The sequence below is a fragment of the Mesorhizobium opportunistum WSM2075 genome (assembly GCF_000176035.2).
Lineage (GTDB): Bacteria > Pseudomonadota > Alphaproteobacteria > Rhizobiales > Rhizobiaceae > Mesorhizobium > Mesorhizobium opportunistum.
In genome coordinates this window covers 175,895-196,492 of sequence record NC_015675.1, presented here as the reverse complement: position 1 = coordinate 196,492, position 20,598 = coordinate 175,895, and the positions used below count along the sequence as shown (strand labels likewise).

20 protein-coding genes are annotated in these 20,598 nt (G+C 63.6%); 10 read left to right on the top strand and 10 right to left on the bottom strand.

Going from position 1 to position 20,598, the window contains the following annotated elements; genetic code table 11:
- Window positions 1-204: 204 nt before the first annotated feature.
- Window positions 205-1,197 (bottom strand): adenosine kinase, encoded by a 993-nt coding sequence (locus MESOP_RS00890; RefSeq protein WP_013891425.1) that lies wholly within the window; start codon window positions 1,195-1,197, stop codon window positions 205-207.
- Between the two features lie 223 nt (window positions 1,198-1,420).
- Here MESOP_RS00890 and MESOP_RS00885 point away from each other — a divergent pair, with 223 nt between their 5' ends.
- Together MESOP_RS00885 and MESOP_RS00880 are read left to right on the top strand one after the other, a co-directional pair.
- Window positions 1,421-2,323, top strand: coding sequence for a DMT family transporter (locus MESOP_RS00885; protein WP_013891424.1), 903 nt, complete (start codon window positions 1,421-1,423; stop codon window positions 2,321-2,323).
- A gap of 87 nt (window positions 2,324-2,410) precedes the next feature.
- Complete coding sequence (locus MESOP_RS00880) at window positions 2,411-3,121, top strand: sulfate transporter family protein (RefSeq protein WP_013891423.1); 711 nt, start codon at window positions 2,411-2,413, stop codon at window positions 3,119-3,121.
- A gap of 199 nt (window positions 3,122-3,320) precedes the next feature.
- Here MESOP_RS00880 and MESOP_RS00875 read toward each other — a convergent pair whose 3' ends face one another.
- The 5 genes from MESOP_RS00875 to MESOP_RS00855 all read right to left on the bottom strand — a co-directional run bounded on the left by MESOP_RS00875 (window position 3,321) and on the right by MESOP_RS00855 (window position 6,973).
- A complete protein-coding gene (locus MESOP_RS00875; RefSeq protein ID WP_013891422.1) occupies window positions 3,321-4,121 on the bottom strand; it encodes an isocitrate lyase/PEP mutase family protein in 801 nt (266 codons plus the stop codon).
- 80 nt (window positions 4,122-4,201) lie between these two features.
- Window positions 4,202-5,050, bottom strand: coding sequence for a hypothetical protein (locus tag MESOP_RS00870; protein ID WP_013891421.1), 849 nt, complete (start codon window positions 5,048-5,050; stop codon window positions 4,202-4,204).
- A gap of 78 nt (window positions 5,051-5,128) precedes the next feature.
- Window positions 5,129-5,788, bottom strand: a complete 660-nt coding sequence (locus tag MESOP_RS00865) for an HAD family hydrolase (RefSeq protein ID WP_013891420.1) — start codon at window positions 5,786-5,788, stop codon at window positions 5,129-5,131.
- Window positions 5,788-6,273, bottom strand: coding sequence for a dUTP diphosphatase (gene dut / locus MESOP_RS00860; protein WP_013891419.1), 486 nt, complete (start codon window positions 6,271-6,273; stop codon window positions 5,788-5,790). The genes MESOP_RS00865 and dut overlap by 1 nt, the downstream gene beginning before the upstream one ends.
- 229 nt (window positions 6,274-6,502) lie before the next feature.
- Window positions 6,503-6,973: an Lrp/AsnC family transcriptional regulator gene (locus tag MESOP_RS00855; protein ID WP_013891418.1), complete on the bottom strand. Its 471-nt coding sequence runs from the start codon at window positions 6,971-6,973 to the stop codon at window positions 6,503-6,505.
- A 113-nt stretch (window positions 6,974-7,086) separates the two neighbouring features.
- Between MESOP_RS00855 and MESOP_RS00850 the strand changes: the two genes are divergently transcribed.
- Both MESOP_RS00850 and MESOP_RS00845 read left to right on the top strand, forming a co-directional pair.
- The gene (locus MESOP_RS00850; RefSeq protein WP_013891417.1) at window positions 7,087-7,335 is read left to right on the top strand and encodes a DUF6356 family protein; all 249 of its coding nucleotides are present in this window, start codon (window positions 7,087-7,089) and stop codon (window positions 7,333-7,335) included.
- 12 nt (window positions 7,336-7,347) lie between these two features.
- Window positions 7,348-8,148, top strand: coding sequence for a class II glutamine amidotransferase (locus MESOP_RS00845; RefSeq protein WP_013891416.1), 801 nt, complete (start codon window positions 7,348-7,350; stop codon window positions 8,146-8,148).
- A gap of 30 nt (window positions 8,149-8,178) precedes the next feature.
- On the opposite strand, the gene MESOP_RS00840 is transcribed toward MESOP_RS00845, so the two are convergent.
- Window positions 8,179-9,123 carry a hypothetical protein gene (locus tag MESOP_RS00840; RefSeq protein WP_041163952.1) on the bottom strand — a complete coding sequence of 315 codons (945 nt, stop codon included), beginning with the start codon at window positions 9,121-9,123 and terminating at the stop codon, window positions 8,179-8,181.
- A 324-nt stretch (window positions 9,124-9,447) separates the two neighbouring features.
- Here MESOP_RS00840 and MESOP_RS00835 point away from each other — a divergent pair, with 324 nt between their 5' ends.
- From MESOP_RS00835 to MESOP_RS00825, 3 genes are all read left to right on the top strand, one after another.
- Window positions 9,448-9,690, top strand: coding sequence for a hypothetical protein (locus MESOP_RS00835; protein WP_013891414.1), 243 nt, complete (start codon window positions 9,448-9,450; stop codon window positions 9,688-9,690).
- 121 nt (window positions 9,691-9,811) lie between these two features.
- Window positions 9,812-10,036 (top strand): hypothetical protein, encoded by a 225-nt coding sequence (locus MESOP_RS00830; protein ID WP_013891413.1) that lies wholly within the window; start codon window positions 9,812-9,814, stop codon window positions 10,034-10,036.
- 360 nt (window positions 10,037-10,396) lie between these two features.
- Complete coding sequence (locus MESOP_RS00825; RefSeq protein ID WP_013891412.1) at window positions 10,397-11,770, top strand: amidase; 1,374 nt, start codon at window positions 10,397-10,399, stop codon at window positions 11,768-11,770.
- On the opposite strand, the gene MESOP_RS00820 is transcribed toward MESOP_RS00825, so the two are convergent.
- Window positions 11,764-12,840 carry an NAD(P)/FAD-dependent oxidoreductase gene (locus MESOP_RS00820; protein ID WP_013891411.1) on the bottom strand — a complete coding sequence of 359 codons (1,077 nt, stop codon included), beginning with the start codon at window positions 12,838-12,840 and terminating at the stop codon, window positions 11,764-11,766. The genes MESOP_RS00825 and MESOP_RS00820 overlap by 7 nt on opposite strands.
- Window positions 12,841-12,981: 141 nt before the next feature.
- On the opposite strand from MESOP_RS00820, the gene MESOP_RS00815 reads away from it, so the two are divergent.
- On the top strand, window positions 12,982-14,574 hold the full coding sequence (locus MESOP_RS00815; RefSeq protein WP_013891410.1) for a peptide chain release factor 3: 1,593 nt from the start codon (window positions 12,982-12,984) through the stop codon (window positions 14,572-14,574).
- A gap of 82 nt (window positions 14,575-14,656) precedes the next feature.
- On the opposite strand, the gene MESOP_RS00810 is transcribed toward MESOP_RS00815, so the two are convergent.
- Complete coding sequence (locus MESOP_RS00810; protein WP_013891409.1) at window positions 14,657-15,124, bottom strand: VOC family protein; 468 nt, start codon at window positions 15,122-15,124, stop codon at window positions 14,657-14,659.
- A gap of 265 nt (window positions 15,125-15,389) precedes the next feature.
- Here MESOP_RS00810 and ilvD point away from each other — a divergent pair, with 265 nt between their 5' ends.
- A complete protein-coding gene (ilvD, locus tag MESOP_RS00805; RefSeq protein WP_013891408.1) occupies window positions 15,390-17,234 on the top strand; it encodes a dihydroxy-acid dehydratase in 1,845 nt (614 codons plus the stop codon).
- Between the two features lie 168 nt (window positions 17,235-17,402).
- Here ilvD and MESOP_RS00800 read toward each other — a convergent pair whose 3' ends face one another.
- Window positions 17,403-19,157 (bottom strand): ABC transporter ATP-binding protein, encoded by a 1,755-nt coding sequence (locus tag MESOP_RS00800; RefSeq protein WP_013891407.1) that lies wholly within the window; start codon window positions 19,155-19,157, stop codon window positions 17,403-17,405.
- Window positions 19,158-19,307: 150 nt separating this feature from the next.
- Between MESOP_RS00800 and MESOP_RS00795 the strand changes: the two genes are divergently transcribed.
- Window positions 19,308-20,588, top strand: coding sequence for an amidohydrolase family protein (locus MESOP_RS00795; RefSeq protein WP_013891406.1), 1,281 nt, complete (start codon window positions 19,308-19,310; stop codon window positions 20,586-20,588).
- Window positions 20,589-20,598 lie beyond the last annotated feature (10 nt).

Genomic DNA, 20,598 nt, shown 5'->3' with positions numbered 1-20,598 from the left:
GTAGGAGCGATATGTGACAGTGACGCGACGGTGAGCAGCGGGGCGCTTTTTCCTTCTCCCCTTGTGGGAGAAGGTGGATCGGCGCGCAGCGCCGAGACGGATGAGGGGTGCGTGACGGATCGCCGTCCTGTCAAGCTGGAGCACCCCTCATCCGTCGCCTTCGGCGACACCTTCTCCCACAGGGGGAGAAGGAAAAAAGTGCCCCTACAACAACCCCGCCTGCTCAGCCTCGCGGCGCAAATTCTGCCTTGGCCTTGGCCCGATCTGCTGGATCACCAATCCGGCCGCCAGTGAGCCAAGGTCACCGCAGGTCTTGAGGTCGCGGCCTTGCGTGTAGCCATGCAGGAAGCCGGCGGCGTAGAGGTCGCCGGCGCCGGTCGTGTCGACCAGCTCCTTGATGGCGGTGGCCTTGATGACCACGGTCTCGTCGCCGCGCACGATGACGGAGCCTTTCTCGGACCGCGTCACGGCGGCGATCCGGCAATCCTTGCGGATCTGCGCCAGCGCGTCGTCGAACGACGATGTCTGGTAGAGCGACTTGATCTCGTGGCTGTTGGCAAAGACGATATCGACGGTGCCCGAGCGCATCAACTCGAGGAATTCGTCGCGGTAGCGGTCGACGCAGAACGAATCCGACAGCGTCATCGACACTTCGCGGCCTGCCGCGTGCGCCAGCCTGGCTGTCTGCCGGATCGCTTCCTTGGCGCGCGGCGGATCCCACAGATAGCCCTCGAAATAGGTGACCTTGGCGCCAGACGCCTTGTCGGCCTCGACGTCCTCCGGCCCGAGCTCGACGCAGGCGCCGAGATAGGTGTTCATCGAGCGCTCGCCATCGGGGGTGACGAAGATCATCGAGCGCGCCGTCGGCGGCTCGCCCTTGAGCGGTTTGGTGTCGAAGGCGACGCCTTGGGCATGGATGTCGTGCGCGTAGATTTCGCCCAGCGCATCGTTGGAAACCTTGCCGAAGAACGCGGCTCGGCCGCCGAAGGAGGCGACGCCGGCCGCCGTGTTGCCGGCGCTGCCGCCGGAGGCTTCGATCGCCGGACCCATGCGGCTGTAGAGCAGTTCGGCGCGCTGGGTATCGATGAGGTTCATCGCGCCCTTGATGATGCCGTTGGTTTCGAGGAATTCCTCCTCGCACTGGGCGATGATGTCGACAATGGCATTGCCGATGCAAAGCACGTCATAATCCGGCATCAATATCTCCGCCAAAAACCAGAGCCAGCTTCTTGCCATGCAGGCCGGGCGCGGGTCTAGCGATTCGAAACGGCTTTGCCTAGAGCGCGGCACTCAACTTTGGCGGATCATCCCAGCGCATCCACGTGAGGCGCTACGACAATTCGACCGTGGCCGAAGCATTTTGTCGCGACCTTGCCTACATTCTGGCCTGTTCGATCACAGCCCGAAGGCGAGCCAGCGGATGCCGACACGAAACGATACAACGACCGACCTGGCGCTGCTCGGCGTGCTGGCTGTATTGTGGGGTGCCTCCTACACCTTCATAAAGATCGGCGTCGAGACGATCCCGCCGATCACGTTCATCGCCACGCGCACGTTGATTGCCGGCGCTATTCTTCTGGCCATCATCCATTGGCGTGGGCTCGCCATGCCCAGCGATGCGGCGAGCTGGCGCCGCTTCGCCTTCCAGGCATGCCTCAACAGCGTCGTCCCGTTCACGCTGATCGCCGCCGCCGAGCGCTCGGTGGATGCCGGCCTCGCCACCATCCTGAACGCGACGTCGCCGATCTTCACCTTCCTGCTCACCGCGCTGATCACCCGCCATGAACCGGTCACGCTGCGCAAACTGGTCGGTGTCGGCGCCGGCATTGCCGGCATCTGCCTCATCATCGGTACCGAAGCGCTGGGCGGTCTCGGTCATGAACTCTGGGCACAAGTCGCCATCGTCGTGGCGACGGTCTGCTATGCCGGCGCCGCGATCTTCGGCCGTGGCTTCAAGGGCCTCGATCCGATGCTGCCGGCCGCCGGTTCCATGCTCTGCGGCGCCGTTATGCTGGTGCCGCTCAGCCTGGTGGTGGACCAGCCCTGGACGCTCACGCCATCTCTGGCGTCGATCCTGGCGCTGCTCGGCCTCTCGATATTCTCGACGGCGCTCGCCTTCGTCATCTATTTCCGCCTCATCCACACGCTGGGCTCGGTCGGCACGACGTCGCAGGCCTATCTGCGCGTGCCGATCGGCGTTGGCATCGGCGCTGTCTTCCTCGGCGAAACCCTGGGGCCGACTGTATGGCTCGGCATGGCTTGTGTCGTTGCCGGCGTCGCGGCCATGACCATCCCGGTTCGCAAGCCGGCGCTTGCAAGATAGCTGCGCGCTTGTGCTCATGGCTTGGGCTGCCTATCTCGGGAGCGTCCGTCCATTCGGCGGTGTCTGCTCATCGAGGGTTGAAGCACGGTGATTTTCGACGCTGCCCGTACCGCGGCCCTTGAGCTGCTCTCGCCGCCTTTTCGGGCCGTCTTCCTCAAGACGCTGGGCTTGACCCTGCTGGCGCTGGTCGCCCTGTGGTTCGGCCTGACCAGCCTTGTCGAATGGCTGGCCTTGCCATGGCTGCAGACGCTGTTGCCGGGCATACCGTCCTGGGCCGGCTGGCTGGGCGGCATCATTGCGGCAATTGCGCTCGCCTTCGGCATGGCATTGCTCGTCGCGCCGGTCACGGCCGCGATCGCCGGCCTGTTCCTCGACGATGTCGCCGAAGTGGTCGAGCGCACCGACTATCCAGCCGATCCGCCCGGCCGCGCAATGCCGGCGCTGCGCTCGCTGGTGCTGGCGATAAAGTTCTTCGGCGTCGTCATCCTCGGCAACATCGTCGCCCTGTTGCTCCTGCTGGTGCCGGGCATCAACATCGCCGCCTTCTTCATCGTCAACGGTTACCTGCTCGGGCGGGAATTCTTCGAATTCGCCGCCATGCGGTTCCGTCCGGAGGAGGATGCCAGGGCCTTGCGCAGGCACCATGCCGGAACGGTGTTCCTCGCCGGGCTGGTCATCGCGGCCTTCCTCGCGGTGCCGCTGCTCAACCTGGTGACGCCGCTTTTCGCCGCCGCCATGATGGTGCACCTGCACAAGGCGATTTCGGCGCGCGAAGCGGCACGCCGCTCGCGGGACTAGAGCATTTCACCGTTTCACGGAAACGGCGAACCGCTCTATCTCTTTGTTTTTACGCAATTCCGGACGGAAAACCGTGTCACACTTTTCCTGGAATTGCTCTAACTCGGCTCAGCGGCGCAGGAATCCACCAGTAGGGATACTAAGCGGCGCGCCGCCGCTTTGCATGTCGACGACGGCCAGCATCATGCGCCCGGCCTGTTCATGAGGACTCGCGGAACAGCGCCTGCAACTTGCCGAACGGCATGGCGGCGCGGGTGAAGCCGAACGTGCCGTCCTGCTGGATTTCGCGCGCCGCCGTCTCCAGCATGCCGTAGGCGAAGTTGGTCAGCCACGGCCCGAGCGAAATGCGCTTGACGCCGGCCATGGCGAGATCGGCGATGGTGAAGCCTGGCCGCGCCATGACATTGACCGGCTTGCTCACCGCCGAACAGATGGTGCGCACCATCTCGACGTCGTCGATGCCCGGCGCATAGAGCACGTCGGCGCCTGCCTTCTCGAAGGCCTGCAGCCGCTTGATGGTGTCGTCGAGGTCGGACTTGCCCCACAAGAAGTTCTCGGCCCGCGCCGTGAACACGAAATCGCGCTTCAGCGCCCGCGCCGCCTCCACCGCCGCCGCGACGCGCTCGACCGCGTGGGCAAAATCATAGATCGGCTTGTCGGGGTCACCTGTGTGGTCCTCGATCGAGCAGCCGGCAAGGCCCGCCGCTTCCGCCGCGAAGATCGTTTCGGCGGCCTGCTCGGCGCTGTCGCCCTTGCCTTTTTCGAGATCGGCCGAAACCGGCAGGCTGGTCGCCGCCGTCACGTCGCGGCAATGATGGATCATCTGGTCGAAGGTCACGGCGCCATCCGGCAGGCCGCGCGAAAAGGCAAAGCCGGCGCTGGTCGTCGCCAGCGCCTTGAAGCCGAACGAGCCAAGCAGCTTCGTCGTGCCGACATCCCAGGGATTGGGCATGACGAAGGTCGAGGCATGCAGGTCGCGAAAGATCTTACCCTTGTCCATGGTAGTTCCCCCATCATGTGCAGTGCGATGGCGCCGATTTTAGCTTGCCCGCCTTGCCCGGGCAAACGAATGCGCCGGGTTCAGAAGCGTTTCTCGTTCTCTGCTGCCAATTTTTCGAACGCGTCGGAATCCTTGACGTAATGCGTCTTGTCCCAATGATAGGTGACGGAAATCTCGTGCGACGCAGCCTTGGGCGCGGCCTCGTCACAGCTTTCACCGCTTGGCTCGGTGGCGTCGGTGACTGTCGCCTTGATGGCGGCATAAGGCTGTCCGTCCGCGATGGTCTGGAACCCGATGTCCTGCTTGCGGCTGTAGGCGCACAGCTTCTCATCGAACGTATAGATCATGTCGACCAGTTCGAACCTGTCCTTGGCAACCATGATCAGTGGCGTGGCCACATAGTTCTGGTTCGAATTGAAATGCGCGCTCATGGTTATCAGCGCATCGTCGCCCTCGCCGATCGAAAGCTTGTTCGGCTCGCGGAAATAGGTGCTGCGGTCGACCGCGACATTGGCCGCGTCGAGCAATTTCGGCTTGGCCGTGATGTCGTACAGCGCCAGCACCGCGTAGCCCTCGGCGCTGTCGGGAGAATCGCCAAGGTCGAACAGCATCGCCAGCCGGTCCTTGCCGCCGGCCTTGATGGCCAGCACCGCGGCATTGAAAAAGCCCGAGGTCTCGGGTGGCGAACCGCCATCGTCCGGTCCCTCGATGTGGCGCATGTCGATGGGCGACCCGCCCTTGTAGAAGCCGTCCTTGTCCGCGGCGAGATCAGGGATGACCATCCTGGCAAGATCGAGATAGGTCACATCGGCGCGGCCGGGCAGCGCGCTGCCGAGATCCGGAAAGCTGACGGCTTGCGCTCCGGCTACAGCCCACGAGAACGGCAGCAGCACCAAGGCGATGATGAAGCGAAAGAGATTCGTTGGCATGGACGCCTCGGGCTGTCGGGCGCACGGACCGTAGCACAGCGCCCTACGGCGTCCAGCCCGTCCATCAAGCCCGGCGGATCAGTGGATCGGCACCAGTCCCGCCAGTTCGCGCATGTCGTCGAACAGGATGCCGCCGGCGTGGATCAGGCCATCGCGGTCGGAATAGGGGTCGCCATGATAGGAAAACACCCGCATGCCGGCGGCAATGCCGGCCTGCGTGCCGGCGACGCTGTCCTCGATGACGATGCAGTCGGCAGGCGGAAAGCCCATCGTCTTGGCCGCATGCAGGAACAGGTCGGGGAACGGTTTGCCGCGCGAGACCATGGTGGCGCTGAACATCGCATGTTCGAACAGCGGCAACAGCCCGGTCTGGCCAAGCGTGATGTGCATCTTCGAGATCCGGGCCGACGTGGCGACGCAATAGGCGATGCCGGCCGCGCGAACCGCCTCGATGAATTCGCGGACATAGGGGATCGCCTCGACGCCGTGGGCGAACAGGTCCGGCAGGCCGGCGTTCCAGCGATCGACGAAGTCGGCGCCGAGCCGGACTTCGGTCTGCGCCTCGATCTCCTTCTGCACCGACACCATGCTGCGGCCGGAGAAGTTCTTGCGGCAATATTCGAACGTCGTTGGATAGCCGGCCGCGGTGAGCCATTCGGCGAGGCGTCGGTTGGCGAGATTCTCCGTGTCGACCAGGATCCCGTCGCAGTCGAAGATGACCAGCTTTGGAATTTGCATCAGGCGGTGCCGGTCGATCCGAACCCGCCCGAGCCACGCGCCGTGCCGCCGGCCAGCGAGCGCTCTTCGACGCCCACCTGCGTCACCGCGGCGAAAACCAGCTGGGCAATGCGCATGCCGCGCGTCACGGCGAAATCCTCGTCGCCGAGATTGATCAGCAGCACCTTCACCTCGCCGCGATAGTCGCTGTCGACCGTGCCCGGTGAATTGAGGACGGTAAGACCATGTTTGAAAGCCAGGCCGGAGCGCGGCCGCACCTGGCCTTCCATGCCTTCGGGTATTTCAAGGATCAGCCCGGTCGGCACAAGAGCGCGCTTTCCCGGCAGGATCAGCAGCGGCCGGTCGTCAGGCACCGCCGCGCGCAGGTCCATGCCGGCGGCGCCGGCGCTTTCGTAGGCGGGAAGCGGTAGTCCTTCAGCGTGCGGCAACCTGACGACGCCGACAGTTGGACCGATGACGGAGGAGTTTTGGAGGGCTGCGCGCATAAAATCGATCCTATCGGCGCGATTGCCGATTCGGTCAATTCGCCCGCAAGCCTATCAACGGCTTTCTTTCAGGCATCAGTATGGCCTGAGGTGTGTTGAGATTCAGGTCAGGCCGAGTCGAAAACGGCGGATTTCGAGAACCGGAGCGGAGCGGACATTCGGTCCGTGAGCACCGGAAGCGGAGAAACCCGTCGTTTGCAGGCCGGCATCACCTGAATATCAACATACCTTAGCGCACTTCCATAGGAACCACCGTCGTCTCCTTGATCTCCTCCATCACGAAGGAGGCAGAGACATCCGACAGCGCCACCTTGGCGATCAGCCGCTGGTAGAGTCGGTCGTAGGCTTTCACGTCGGCGACGCGGGCGCGCAGGACATAGTCGAGATCGCCGGACATGCGGTAGACGCCGGTGATCTCGGAAAGACCGGTCACCGCCGCGCGGAACTTCTGCAGCCAGTCGGGATCGTGATTGGACGTGCGGACCAGAATGAACACCGAAAGGCCAAGTCCGAGCTTCTCGGCATCGACCAGCGCCACCCGGCCGGTGATGACGCCATCCTCCTCGAGCCGCTTGACGCGCCGCCAGCAGGCATTGCGCGACAAGGCCACACGTTCCGACAGCTGGTCGACCGACAGCGTGCCGTCGCGTTGCAATTCGGTCAGCAATTTCCGGTCGATTTCATCGATATTCAGCGCCATGTGGGATGTGTGTCCCACAAAATGGCAAAACACAAGGACATTTTGAGACCAATGAACCTGCAAAGCGTGTCAGGATACTCATATCGGAACCTGAAGCGCTGAAGGGAGCCAGCATGTCGGTCGCAAGGATTTTCACCTCTCATCCGGCCAAGGTCGGCGAAACCTATTTCAGCCACATGGCCTTTGCCGGCTGGTTCTCCTCGCGCCTGCTGATGGCGGCCAGTGCCGCGCTCGTTCACGCTTTCTTGCCATTTCTGTTTGAGACTACCGCCAGCCGAATCGTCCGCGAGCTTTACGAGCGGACGCATAACAGAGGCACACACGCGACCAATGAGCCCACGGGCCTTCTGGATCGCGCCTAAAGGACGATAGCGATGTGCCGGTGGGCGGCCTATCTCGGTGAAGCGGTCTTTCTCGAAGACATTCTTACCGCGCCCTGCCACTCGCTGATTGCCCAGAGCCACTGCGCCCAGGAAGCGAAGTCGCCGACCAATGGCGATGGTTTCGGCCTTGCCTGGTATGGCGACCGGCCCGAGCCCGGTCTCTACCGCGACATCCTGCCGGCCTGGTCCGATCCCAATCTGAAGAGCCTGTGCCGGCAGATCAAATCCGGCTTGTTCCTTGCCCATGTGCGGGCCTCGACCGGCGGTGCCACCAGCCGCATGAACTGCCATCCGTTCATCTCGGGCCGTTGGTCGTTCATGCACAATGGCCAGATAGGCGGCTTCGAAAAGATCCGCCGCGCGCTTGAGAACACGCTCTGCGACGCAGTCTTCGACCAGCGCGAAGGCACCACCGATTCCGAATTGTTCTTCCTGCTGATGATCGATGAGGGACTGGCCGACGACCCGCAAGGCGCAGTGTCGCGCGCCGCCAGCCGCGTACTCGACGCTTCGCGCCGCGCCGGCCTTGAACCGGTGCTGAAACTCACCGCCGCCTTCTCGGACGGGCAGGCGCTGCATGCGGTGCGCTATGCCACCGACGCTCACGCGCCGACGCTCTACACCTCCGCCCTGCGAAAAGGCGGCGGCCGCTGCATCGTGTCCGAACCCTTCGATCGCGAGGGCGGCGATTGGCAGGCCATCCCGCCGTCGAGCTTCGTCACCATGACCCGCGATGGCATCGCCATTCGACCGTTTGCGCCCGCATCCGCCAGGCTGGCCTTGGCCCTCTAGGTCGGCGCCGCGACACCCGGCGTTGGCACTTCAGGGGCTTTGCCGCGCGTGCTTCAGCCAGTGGCGGTCGAAGACATCGAGGATGGCGCGGAACTCGGCTGGCGGGATCTGGTGGACGCCGCCATCGCTACCTCCAACGAGGAACCGCGTGAGCTGCCGGTCGACCTGCTCGGGATGCTCGATGGACATGCCGACCGATGCCAGATCTGCCGAAATCGACTCATCGGGCAGCAGGTATCCGCCCCACGGGGTGGCGCCCCGCGCCTGATCGCGCAGACGCACCATGAGGATCCTTGTCAGCGACGGCTGCGCCTCCGGACCGATAATAGCCGTTCCACACATATAGCCGCCAAGAACACTCCCCGGCTGCGACCGCGGGAACAGGCTGACGAAGAACTGCGCATCCCCGCCGACTTCCTTCAGATGCATGTAAAGGGCACGCTTGGCTGGCGTGACCGGGCCGCCAATCACCAATTGGCCTGTCGGCAAGATTTCGCGATAGCTGGCGGTCAGGCCATGTGAGCCAGGCCCCGGCTCCATCGACAGGATGCCCCTGATGAATTGGCCGCGATAGTAAGGCGACCAGGCACGCGAATAGCATGCATACGTACCGGCAAGCGCCAAGGCGAGGCTGCGCTCTTCATGGTTGGACGAGGTCTCGAACTGAGACCCGGCGCGGCGTTCGAGATCTGCGCTGTCGATGTTGTGGCGGGTCGCGATAGCGGCCGTGAAGTTTGGCAGGTCGCAGTCGGCGATCCATGCGCCTGACTGTTCCAAGCCCAGCAGCTTCGCCCAGTCGTCATACACACTATGCTCGCGCGGCTGGGCGCGGCCCTGCAGCCATTTGTCGGCACGGCCGAGATCGAATGAGGTCTTCGGATTGACGGACCGGAAAGCCGCCGCCAGATCCTTGCGGGTTACCGTCCCCAACAACGCCGAAGTCAGCCGTAATTTCTGAGCAATGTGCTGTGCCACGCGGCTGCCTTTGCGGTTTGGTTTCCGCCATAACACGCTGCGGCAAACCTCCCATCCTTACTTTTCGATTTGCTAATATAAGAGGAATTCCAGAGAATTCCACGGCATTCCGCGCGTGCAGCCTTCCCGGCTTGTGGGCCGGCGCTAAGCTCGCGGAGGGCAAGGGGCATACTGTCAGCGAACGTTCTGAACGTGCGCCGGGGAGGTCATTCCCCTTTCTTTCGAAAAGCTGTGACACGCTCCCATCGAGCAACGGCGAAACCAGGCTGAGAAGCCCGGTAGCAACCGAACCGTAATGCCACCTCGAATTGAAGGAATGACCGGATGACCGCAAACGCCTCTTCCAGACTGACATTCATCGTATTTACCGCAGGCTGCATCGCACTGGTGCTGCTGTTTCGATACGCGCCGGCCGGCGACTCTCACTCGAGATATCTCAAGGGCGCAACGGCTGTGGTGGCCGCCAAGCCGACCCGCATCGACGTCGATAACGAGGCGCACGCCATTCGCTTCTATATCGACGGCAAGCAGGTCGCCCTGCTCGACGAGTCCGGATTCAGGCAGTGAGGCAGCCAAGCCGCGCACAGCGGCGAGGTGGAGTTGATGACTCCATAAAGAGGAACTTGGGCGCGACGCATGAGCCTATCCAGGAAATGCGCGCGCTTTGTAGCCAGAGAGGAAAACTGTCATGAAACTCGTTCTGTCCGCACTGCTCGTGCTGCTTGTCTTGTCGCAAGCGGCGGAGGCCAAGAAGAAAGTTGCGGTGACGCAAGACAATGCCGCCACGGCCCAGGTGACCCGGCCGCCCCTGGACGACACGTCGACAGGCGGGATCAGGTCGGCCGCGGGTGCAACCGCGACGGCCACCGAAGGGCAGCAATACCCGCCGGCGTTGTATTTCAATTTCCAGTAAGCCAATTGCTTGTCGACGCGGGTGCTTGTCGACGCAGGGGATCGATGATCCGCAACGGGATATCGCTTCGAGCTATTTAGGGAGAGCTCGAGGATCGCGGCTCCCCCCGAGTGCTGCCGGCCGGATGCCCAATCGTGATTGGCTGGCGAGGTGGAACCATAGCGAAGGTCACGGCCCCGTCGATGACCGGCAGGAACATTTCGCAGCCGAAATGAAGCGAGATCGTCGACTAAATCCGATTGGCCTTGACCGGCGCAATTCCAATCAAGCACAGCCGATCCTCGAATGCTCAACTCCGCTTGAAGCCGTGCCTCGATCCGCCATCTTAAAGGCGAGTGCGGCTAAGCCGGAGCATTCCTCATGGACATTGCCTTCTCCTCAACCGTCGATCTCGCCATGGCAATCGCCGCGCGCAAAATCTCCGCCGTCGAGGCACTCGACGCCCATCTGGCGCAGATCGACAGTCATAACGAGGCGGTCAACGCGGTCGTCTCGCTCGACAGGGAAGGCGCCCGCGAACGCGCCAAAAAGGCGGACGCAGCGCTGGTACGCGGCGAAGCGCTCGGTCCGCTGCATGGCGTTCCCTTCACCCTGAAGGACATGCACGAGACAGCAGGCATGAAAACAACGGTCGGCTTTCCCCCCTTCGCCGATTATGTGGCGAAAGAAGACGGGCCGGTCGCGGGCAGGCTGAAGGCGGCCGGCGGCGTGCTGATGGCCAAGACCAACGTCGCCAGTATGCTGTCCGATTGGCAGTCGAACAATCCGCTGTTCGGCCGCACAAGCAATCCTTGGAACCTTGAGCGCACCTCTGGCGGCTCCAGCGGCGGCGCGGCAGCGGCGATCGCTGCTGGCATGACGCCGTTCGATGTCGGTACCGACATGCAGGATTCGATCCGTCTCCCAGCCGCCTTTTGCGGCGTCTACGGCTTGAAACCAACGGAGCATCGCGTCTCGTTGGCCGGTGCCTTTCCCAATCCGGGCGATGCCGCGCGCAGCGTCCGGTTGATGTCCTGCGTCGGGCCGCTGGCGCGCAGCGTGGACGATTTGTCCTTGATCTATCGCATCATTGCCGGATCGGACGGGCGCGACACCGATCTGGCGCCGGTGCCGGTCGAGGACATGCCGAAGCTCGAGCTCAAGACACTGCGCATCGCTTTTGCACCGACCTTTCCCGGCTTCCCGGTGACCGACGCTATCGGTTCTGCTGTTGAAAATATCGCAAGGCAGTTGCAGTCGGCCGGCGCGACTGTCGAGAAAGCGAACCTTCCAAAACTGGATTTGCATGACGATCTCGCGCAAGGCGGCGCGCTGATCGGCATGATGATGGAGGCCGCGCAGCCCGAGCCGCCGGACGAGCCGACACCCGTCTCGCGCTGGTTCGAGGCGCTCGCCCGCCGTGACAGATCGATTCTCGCCTGGAATCAGTTCCTTGAAAAACATGATGCGCTGCTCTGCCCGGTCGCCATGACCACGGCCTTTTCACATTGCGAGCCTGGCACGCCGATCAAAGTCGACGGCAAGGACCAAAGCTATTGGATGCTGCCGGCCTATGGTGCTGTCTTCAACTACAGCGGCCACCCGGCGCTTTCGATGCCCTGCGGACAGAACAGCGACGGCCTGCCGATCGGCCTGCAACTGGTCGGCAGGCGGTGGTCGGAATCACGGCTGCTCGGCATCGCCAGGGCAATGACGCCGTTGACCGGTGGCTTCAGCCGCCCGCCAGGCTATTGAGCGAAGCGAGCCAATCCGTAAGGCGCCAGCAGCGAATCGCGCTCGCCATCAAGGATTTCACGAGCGGCAAACAGGCCGACGGCCGGCGCCAGCGTGATGCCGGAATGCATGACGCTGACATAGACACCGTCCATGCCCTCGGCGCGGCCGATGATCGGAAAACCGTCGATCGGCGTCGGCCGGTAGCCGACCGTGTGGAAATCGAGCGTCAGCCCGTCTCCGCCGCGCAGGCTGGCTTTCAGGACCGCGAACAGTTCGCTGGCGGTGACCTGCGCATCCATGCCGGGGTCGGCGCCGCTGAAATCGGAACCGGCGATGATACGGCCCTCGGCCGTCTGGCGCATATGCAGCCGCTCGGCCAGCACCAGTCCGTTCAGCAGTTTCTCGTGGGGCCGCGAGTGGACGATCAGGCCGGGTGGAGTCTCGAGCGGCAGATTTATGCCGGCGGTGGCGGCAATATCCGCCGAGCCGACGCCGGCCGCGATCACCACCTCGTCGGTGGCAAGCAGCCCATGCGATGTGTCGACGCCCGAAATCCTGCCGCCTGTCTGGACAAGCGCCGTCACCGTGCTGGAGATGATCCCCGCGCCGCGTCGTTCGGCATCGGCCAACAGCGCCTTCGTTGCCGCGACCGGCTCGACAACGCCCTCTTCGGCGACATGCAAAGCAACGTCCGGAAGTTCGATGAGATTAGGCTCTATACGGGCCGCGCCGGCGCGGTCGACGCGCTCGATGCCGTAGCCCCAGGTCGAATGCTGCGCGCTATAGGTTTCCATGTCGGTCGCCGACAGATCCCAGCACAGGCCGCCGCACCAACTGAGTGGCAGGCCGGGCAGGTCCCGCGCCAGCCGCGACCATTCGGCCATGGCGCGGGTGCGCAGCCGGAAATAGGGCTCCGGATTGCCCCATGTGGCATTGATCCAGGCAAAGGAGTTCGGCGTGGCGACCCCACCTGCGGCGCTGTCGGCGGCGATGACCGTCACCCGCGCCCCGGCCCTGGTCAGGTGCCAGGCCATGGAAGCACCGATGATACCGGCGCCGATGACGATCACTTGCTTGGCTGCGCCCATGCGGAACCTCCGTCGAACAGGGTCTTCTGATGCCATCGCATCGAACCTATCTCAAGTGCCGGCAGACCAATCCGGCCAAATCTGTTCGACAGGCCCGAAATGCGCTGCTAGAAGCCCACGCCACAGACAGGATTCCAAAAATTGGCTGAAGACATCGAACAGGCGGTATCGCGCCGTCGCACCTTCGCGATCATCGCGCATCCGGACGCCGGCAAGACGACGCTCACCGAGAAGCTGCTGCTGTTCGGCGGCGCCATCCAGCTTGCCGGCGAGGTCAAGGCCAAGAAGGACCGCATCCAGACCCGGTCCGACTGGATGAAGATCGAGCGCGAGCGCGGCATTTCGGTTGTCACCTCGGTGATGACCTTCGAGTATGAGGACAATGTCTTCAACCTGCTCGACACGCCCGGCCACGAGGATTTCGCCGACGACACCTATCGCACGCTGTCGGCGGTCGATTCGGCGGTCATGGTCATCGACGCCGCCAAGGGCATCGAGCCGCGCACGCTGAAGCTGTTCGAGGTCTGCCGGCTGCGTGATATCCCGATCATCACCTTCGTCAACAAGATGGACCGCGAAAGCCGCGACCCGTTCGAAATCCTCGACGAGATCGAGCAGAAGCTGGCGCTGGATACAGCGCCCGTCACCTGGCCGATCGGCCGCGGCAAGACATTTTCCGGCACCTACCATTTGGCGCTGAACGCGGTGCGCAAGGGCGACGACGAGAAAGAACGCACGCCCGTCAATGGTCCCGATTCCAACCGTGTCGCCGGCCTGCTGCCGGAGAACGAGCGCGAGGCTTTCATCGAGGAACTGGAACTGGCGCGAGAAGCGTGCCGACCCCTTGATATAGAAGCCTTTCGCGAGGGCCATCTGACGCCGGTCTATTTCGGCTCGGCGCTGCGCAATTATGGCGTTCGCGACCTGATCGAGGCGCTCGGCGCCTTCGGCCCGCCGCCGCGCGCGCAGGAGGCAGACACCCGCACGATCGAGGCGACCGAGGAGAAGATGACCTCCTTCGTCTTCAAGATCCAGGCCAACATGGACCCCAACCACCGTGACCGCATCGCTTTCGTGCGCGTCTGCTCGGGCAAGCTCGAGCGCGGCATGAAGGCCAAGCTGGTGCGCACGGGCAAACCGATGTCGCTGTCGGCGCCGCAGTTCTTCTTTGCCCGCACGCGCGTCACCGCCGACGAAGCGTTCGCCGGCGATGTCGTCGGCATTCCCAACCACGGCACGCTGCGCATCGGCGACACGCTGACCGAAGGCGAGGAGATCCTGTTTCGCGGCGTGCCGAATTTCGCGCCCGAAATCCTGCGTCGTGTGCGTCTCGGCGATGCGATGAAGGCCAAGAAACTCAAGGAAGCGTTGCACCAGATGGCCGAGGAGGGCGTCGTCCAGCTGTTTTCACCCGAGGACGGCTCGCCGGCCATCGTCGGCGTCGTCGGCGCGCTGCAGCTCGACGTGCTGAAGGAACGGCTGAACTTCGAATACACGCTGCCGGTCGAATTCGAAATGTCGCGCTTCTCAGTGTGTCGCTGGATCTCGGCCGACGACAAGGCCGAGACGCTGCGCTTCATCGAAGCGCATCGCGGCGACATCGCCCGCGACCTCGACAACGACCCGGTGTTTTTGGCCCAGCACGCCTTCTCGCTGAACTACGAAGCCGAACGCTGGAAAGCGATCCGCTTCGCCACCATCAAGGACTACCAGGTCCGCGACAAGGCGGCGTAAGCGCCAGCTTGCCTTCTCCCCGTTCACGGGGAGAAGGTGCCCGAAGGGCGGATGAGGGGCAGCGCGGCGTTGAGGGCTTCAATCAGCCTCTTGCAGCCGCTTCGATCGTGGCAATATCGATCTTGCCCATCTTCATCATCGCCGACATCACCCGGCCGGCCTTGGCCCTGTCCGGGTCCAGAAGCAGCTTCGGCAGCTGCTCCGGCACGACCTGCCAGGAGACGCCGAACTTGTCTTTCAGCCAGCTGCAGGGGCCAGGCTCGCCGTCCTCGGTGAGCTTCTCCCAGAAATAATCCACCTCTTCCTGCGTCTTGCAGTCGATCGACTGTGACATCGCCTCGTTGAACTTGAATTGCGGCCCGCCATTGAGCGCCTGAAACGGCACGCCGTCGAGTTCGAACGTGGTCACCAGCACCTTGCCTTCATCGGCGTGGCCTTCGGGCCAACGCATCACGCTCAGCACCTTCGAATTCTTGAAGATGGAGACATAGAAATTCATCGCCTCCTCGGCCTGGCCGTCGAACCACAGGCAGGTGGTGATCTTTTGCATGTCGTGCTCCTCGGTTTGCTCTTTTGCTGTTACAGGGAAACGGCTGACTCCGAGAATGGTGCCATTCCTGCCGTCTGCCCAAGGACGGCCATGCGCCGAGCGATCCGACAGCGGCCTGAAATTTTTTGCGATATCCGGTTTTTCGCGGAATCTGGCGCATAGCAAAATTGTGGCCAGACCGGACTTGCGCGTCTATAACGCCTGCGATCCGAATTCAGCGCCGCCGCGCCCTTCTTCGGCTGCGGCCAGCCACCAAGGAAAAAACATGCCTGCCTATCGCTCCCGCACCACCACCCATGGCCGCAACATGGCCGGCGCCCGGGGCCTCTGGCGCGCCACTGGCATGAAGGACAGTGATTTCGGCAAGCCGATCATCGCCGTGGTCAATTCCTTCACCCAGTTCGTGCCGGGCCATGTCCATTTGAAGGATCTTGGCCAATTGGTCGCGCGCGAGATCGAGAAGGCCGGCGGCGTCGCCAAGGAGTTCAACACCATCGCCGTCGATGATGGCATCGCCATGGGCCATGACGGCATGCTCTATTCGCTGCCGTCGCGCGAGCTGATCGCCGATTCCGTCGAATACATGGTCAACGCCCACTGCGCCGACGCCATGGTCTGCATCTCCAATTGCGACAAGATCACCCCCGGCATGCTGATGGCCTCGTTGCGCCTCAACATCCCGACGGTCTTCGTCTCCGGCGGGCCGATGGAGGCGGGCAAGGTGGTGCTGGCCGGCAAGACGCAGGCGCTCGACCTAGTCGACGCCATGGTCGCGGCCGCCGACGACAAGATCTCCGACGAGGACGTCAAGGTCATCGAGCGCTCGGCCTGCCCGACCTGCGGCTCCTGCTCGGGCATGTTCACCGCCAATTCGATGAACTGCCTGACCGAGGCGCTTGGCCTATCGCTGCCCGGCAACGGTTCGACGCTGGCGACGCATGCCGACCGCAAGCGGCTGTTCGTCGAGGCCGGCCATCTCATCGTCGATCTGGCCCAGCGCTACTATGAACAGGACGACGAGACCGCACTGCCGCGCAGCATCGCCTCCAAGGGCGCCTTCGAGAACGCCATGACGCTCGACATCGCCATGGGCGGCTCGACCAACACGGTGCTGCATATATTGGCTGCCGCGCATGAGGGCGAGGTCGACTTTACGATGGAGGACATCGACCGGCTGTCGCGGCGGGTTCCGGTGCTCTGCAAGGTGGCGCCGGCCAAGTCCGACGTCCACATGGAAGACGTTCACCGCGCCGGCGGCATCATGGCGATCCTCGGCCAGCTCGACAATGCCGGGTTGATCAACCGCGACCTGCCGACGGTGCACACATCAAGCCTCGGCGAAGCGCTCGACCATTGGGATATCTCCCGCACGACGAGCCAGAATGTTCGCGATTTCTTCCTGGCAGCGCCCGGCGGCGTGCCGACGCAGGTCGCCTTCAGCCAGGATCGCCGCTGGGACGACCTTGATCTCGATCGCGAGAAAGGCGTCATCCGCTCGGCCGAGACGCCATTCTCGAAGGACGGCGGCCTTGCCGTGCTGAAGGGCAATCTGGCACTCGACGGCTGTATCGTGAAGACCGCCGGCGTCGATGAATCGATCCTGAAATTCACCGGCCCGGCCCGCGTGTTCGAAAGCCAGGACGCCTCGGTCAAGGCGATCCTCTCCAACGAGATCAAGGCCGGCGACGTCGTCGTCATCCGCTATGAAGGCCCGCGCGGTGGCCCCGGCATGCAGGAAATGCTCTACCCGACCAGCTATCTGAAGTCGAAGGGCCTCGGCAAGGCCTGCGCACTGGTCACCGACGGCCGCTTCTCCGGCGGCACATCGGGCCTGTCGATCGGCCATGCTTCGCCGGAAGCGGCGGAGGGCGGCACGATTGGGCTGGTGCAGGAGGGCGACACGATCGAGATTGACATCCCCAACCGCACCATCCGCCTGGCGGTCAGCGATGAAGAGCTCGATGCCCGGCGTGCTGCAATGGAGGCAAAAGGCGCCCTGGCCTGGAAGCCCGCGGAAAAGCGCAAGCGCAAGGTGACGACGGCGCTCCGCGCCTACGCCGCCTTCGCCACCAGCGCCGACAAGGGCGCGGTGCGGCACGTACCGGAATAGCGCGGTTCTTCCCTTCTCCCCTTGTGGGAGAAGGTGGATCGGCGCGCAGCGCCGAGACGGTTGAGGGGTGGGGTGACGGAGTGCCAGCGGCGCCAAGCTGAAGCACCCCTCATCCGACCTCGCTACGCGAGGCCACCTTCTCCCGCAAGGCGAGAAGGAAGAAGCGCCTCACGGCATCAGCTGATACTCATAAAGCTTCTGATACAGCCCGCCCTGCTTGAGCAAGGTCCGGTGTGGGCCGCTCTCTACCACCTTGCCCCCTTCCAGCACCACGATCGTGTCGGCCTGGTGAACCGTCGACAGGCGGTGGGCGATGACGATCGTCGTGCGGCCTTCGGTCAGTTGCTGCAGCGCGTCGCGGAACAGGGCTTCTGACTCGGCGTCGAGCGCGCTGGTCGCCTCGTCCAGAAGCAGGATTTCGGCGTTGCGCAGCATGGCGCGCGCGATCGAGATGCGCTGGCGCTGGCCGCCGGACAAAAGGCCGCCATTCTCGCCGACATCGGTCTCATAGCCTTTCGCCTGCGCGATGATGAAGTCATGCGCGTTGGCCGCCCTGGCGGCGGCGATCACCTCTTCGTCGGTCGCATCCTGCCGCCCGAGCCGGATGTTGTGCATGATCGTGCCGGCAAACAGGAACGTATCCTGGCTGACATAGGCGATCTTTTCCCGCAGCGAGGCGAGCGTCGCGTGGGAGATGTCCTGGCCGTCGAGCAGCACCTTGCCGCCCTGCGGGTCGTACATGCGCATGATCAGGTTCAGGATCGTCGACTTGCCGCTGCCGGAAGGCCCGACCAGCGCCGTCATCTTGCCGGGCGCCAGGGTCAGGTCGAACCGATCCAGGACCGGCGGGCCATTTTGATAGGCGAAGCTGACGGCGTCGAAGCGGATCTCGCCCGGTCCTGCCAGAAGCGGTCTCGCATCCGGTTTTTCGGCCAGCGTCAGCGGTTCGTCGGCGAGTTGGAACATCATGCGCACGCCGACAATGCCGCTTTCGAGCGAGATGCGCACGCGCGCGAGCCGCTTTGCCGGTTCATAAGCCAGCAGCAGCGCCGCGATGAAGGCCATGATGTTGCCGGGCATCTGGCCGCCCTGCAGAACCAGCATGCCGCTCACCATGACCGCACCGGCGATCGCCAGCCCGGCCAGCGTCTCCATCACCGGGCTGGTCACCGCTTCCAGCGCGGCGATGTTGTTGGCCCTGTCCTCGACGTCTGAAACCGCCTTGTACATGCGCTTGCGCATCAGGCCTTCGAGGTTGAAGGACTTGACCACGCGCACGCCGATCGCGGTTTCCTGCATCACCTGAACGATCTGGCCGACCGAGCGGAACTCCATGGCAGCGAACTTGCGCACACGCTTCAGGATGCCGTTGACGCCATAGATGGCGACTGGCCCGACGACGAAGCAGATCAGCGACAGCGCCGGCTGCTGCCATACCATGACCCCAATCAGGGCAGCCAAGGTCACCAGATCGCGCACATAGGAGGTGACGATCAGGTCGAGCACGTTGCGCGCCGCCTGGGCATTGTTGGTCATGCGGGTGATCAGGTCGGACGACGAGGTCGAATGATAGAATTCGATGCCTTGCGCCAGGATGCGATCGTAGATCTTGCGCTGTCGCTCGGCGATGATGGCGTTGCCGACCCGGCTCATGAAATAGGCCTGCACGAAATTGGCGAGGCCCTTGACGACGAAGATTCCGGCGACCGCCAAGGCAATCATGTTGACGCGGTCGACCCGTTTGTCGATCACGAATTCATTGGTGATTTCGCGCAGGATCCAGGCGCTGGCAGCCGTCATGCCGGCCACCACCAGCATCGACAGGATGGCGGCGCCGTAGCCAACCCTGTGCTGCCGGAAGGATTCCCTGAGCAGCCTTGCGACGAGGCGCTGGTTTTCCGTCGAACGGAAGAAACGAAACAACGGCTGATCCTTGATGCCGGGAGGACGAAGGCGGCTTATAGAGGGAGTTGCCGCCGGAGGGAACTGTCCGCAACGGTCGGCAAGAAACGGCTGCGGCATGGTGCCTTTTGCGCCACCATGCCAGAGTGATTCTTCAGGGGATGACGAACGATGGATTTCGACCTTATCGTGCGCGGCGGAACGCTGCCTGACGGCACCATCGCCGATATCGGCATTATCGGTGAGACAATCGCGGCAATCGAGCCCGAACTGAATGTCACCGCCGGTGTGGCAATCGATGCATATGGCAATCTGGTGTCGCCGCCCTTCGTCGACCCGCATTTCCACATGGACGCGACGCTCTCCTACGGCATTCCGCGCATCAACGCGTCGGGCACGCTGCTCGAAGGCATTTCGCTCTGGGGCGAACTGAAGCCGCTGCTGACACATGAGGCGGTGCGCGACCGGGCGCTCGCCTATTGCGACTGGGCGGTGTCTATGGGCCTGCTCGCCATCCGCACCCATGTCGATGTCTGCGACGACCGGCTGCTGGCGGTCGAGGCGCTGCTCGACGTCAAGAAGGCGATCGCCCCTTACATAGACCTGCAATTGGTGGCTTTTCCGCAGGACGGCTTCTATCGCTCGCCGACGGCGCGCCAAAACACCATTCGCGCACTGGACATGGGCGTCGACGTGGTCGGCGGCATTCCGCATTTCGAACGCACCATGGCCGATGGTACGCGCTCGGTGACCGAACTCTGCGAGATCGCGGCAAAACGCGGCCTGATGGTCGACCTGCATTGCGACGAGACCGACGACCCGCTGTCGCGCCACATCGAGCAGCTGGCCTATGAGACGCAGCGCCTGGGCCTGCAGGGCAAGGTGGCCGGCTCGCACCTCACCTCGATGCATTCGATGGACAATTACTATGTCTCGAAGCTCCTGCCGCTGATTGCCGAGGCCGGTGTGTCGGCCATTCCCAACCCGCTGATCAACATCATGCTGCAGGGCCGCCACGACACCTTCCCGAAGCGCCGCGGCCTGACCCGGGTCAAGGAGATGCAGGCGCTGGGCATTCGCGTCGGCTGGGGCCAGGATTGCGTGCTCGACCCCTGGTATTCGCTCGGCACCGCCGACATGCTCGACGTCGCCTTCATGGGGCTGCATGTGGCCCAGATGTCGAGCCCGGCCGACATGGCGCGCTGCTTCGACATGGTCACCAGCGTCAATGCTGCGATCATGGGGCTCGATCATCTCGGCCTGGCGGTCGGCAAGCGCGCCAGCCTTGTCATTCTCGATGCCGGCTCTCCGATCGAGGCGCTGCGCCTGCGCGCCGAGCGCATTTGCGTCATCGCCAGGGGCAAGGTGGTGGCGGAAAGGACAAGGCAGGACACCAGGCTGTCCATCCCCGGCCGGCCGGCAACGGTCAACCGCAGGCATCAGGCCGGGTAGGCCCAGTCGA

Excerpts from the sequence above, each read along its gene's own strand:
- MESOP_RS00865 (WP_013891420.1), bottom strand. The coding sequence starts at position 5,788 with ATGCAAATTCCAAAGCTGGTCATCTTCGACTGCGACGGGATCCTGGTC.
- MESOP_RS00885 (WP_013891424.1), top strand. The coding sequence starts at position 1,421 with ATGCCGACACGAAACGATACAACGACCGACCTGGCGCTGCTCGGCGTG.
- MESOP_RS00845 (WP_013891416.1), top strand. The coding sequence starts at position 7,348 with ATGTGCCGGTGGGCGGCCTATCTCGGTGAAGCGGTCTTTCTCGAAGAC.
- ilvD (WP_013891408.1), top strand. The coding sequence starts at position 15,390 with ATGCCTGCCTATCGCTCCCGCACCACCACCCATGGCCGCAACATGGCC.
- MESOP_RS00835 (WP_013891414.1), top strand. The coding sequence starts at position 9,448 with ATGACCGCAAACGCCTCTTCCAGACTGACATTCATCGTATTTACCGCA.
- MESOP_RS00810 (WP_013891409.1), bottom strand. The coding sequence starts at position 15,124 with ATGCAAAAGATCACCACCTGCCTGTGGTTCGACGGCCAGGCCGAGGAG.
- dut (WP_013891419.1), bottom strand. The coding sequence starts at position 6,273 with ATGCGCGCAGCCCTCCAAAACTCCTCCGTCATCGGTCCAACTGTCGGC.
- MESOP_RS00830 (WP_013891413.1), top strand. The coding sequence starts at position 9,812 with ATGAAACTCGTTCTGTCCGCACTGCTCGTGCTGCTTGTCTTGTCGCAA.
- MESOP_RS00795 (WP_013891406.1), top strand. The coding sequence starts at position 19,308 with ATGGATTTCGACCTTATCGTGCGCGGCGGAACGCTGCCTGACGGCACC.
- MESOP_RS00820 (WP_013891411.1), bottom strand. The coding sequence starts at position 12,840 with ATGGGCGCAGCCAAGCAAGTGATCGTCATCGGCGCCGGTATCATCGGT.
- MESOP_RS00850 (WP_013891417.1), top strand. The coding sequence starts at position 7,087 with ATGTCGGTCGCAAGGATTTTCACCTCTCATCCGGCCAAGGTCGGCGAA.
- MESOP_RS00870 (WP_013891421.1), bottom strand. The coding sequence starts at position 5,050 with ATGCCAACGAATCTCTTTCGCTTCATCATCGCCTTGGTGCTGCTGCCG.
- MESOP_RS00890 (WP_013891425.1), bottom strand. The coding sequence starts at position 1,197 with ATGCCGGATTATGACGTGCTTTGCATCGGCAATGCCATTGTCGACATC.
- MESOP_RS00855 (WP_013891418.1), bottom strand. The coding sequence starts at position 6,973 with ATGGCGCTGAATATCGATGAAATCGACCGGAAATTGCTGACCGAATTG.
- MESOP_RS00875 (WP_013891422.1), bottom strand. The coding sequence starts at position 4,121 with ATGGACAAGGGTAAGATCTTTCGCGACCTGCATGCCTCGACCTTCGTC.
- MESOP_RS00825 (WP_013891412.1), top strand. The coding sequence starts at position 10,397 with ATGGACATTGCCTTCTCCTCAACCGTCGATCTCGCCATGGCAATCGCC.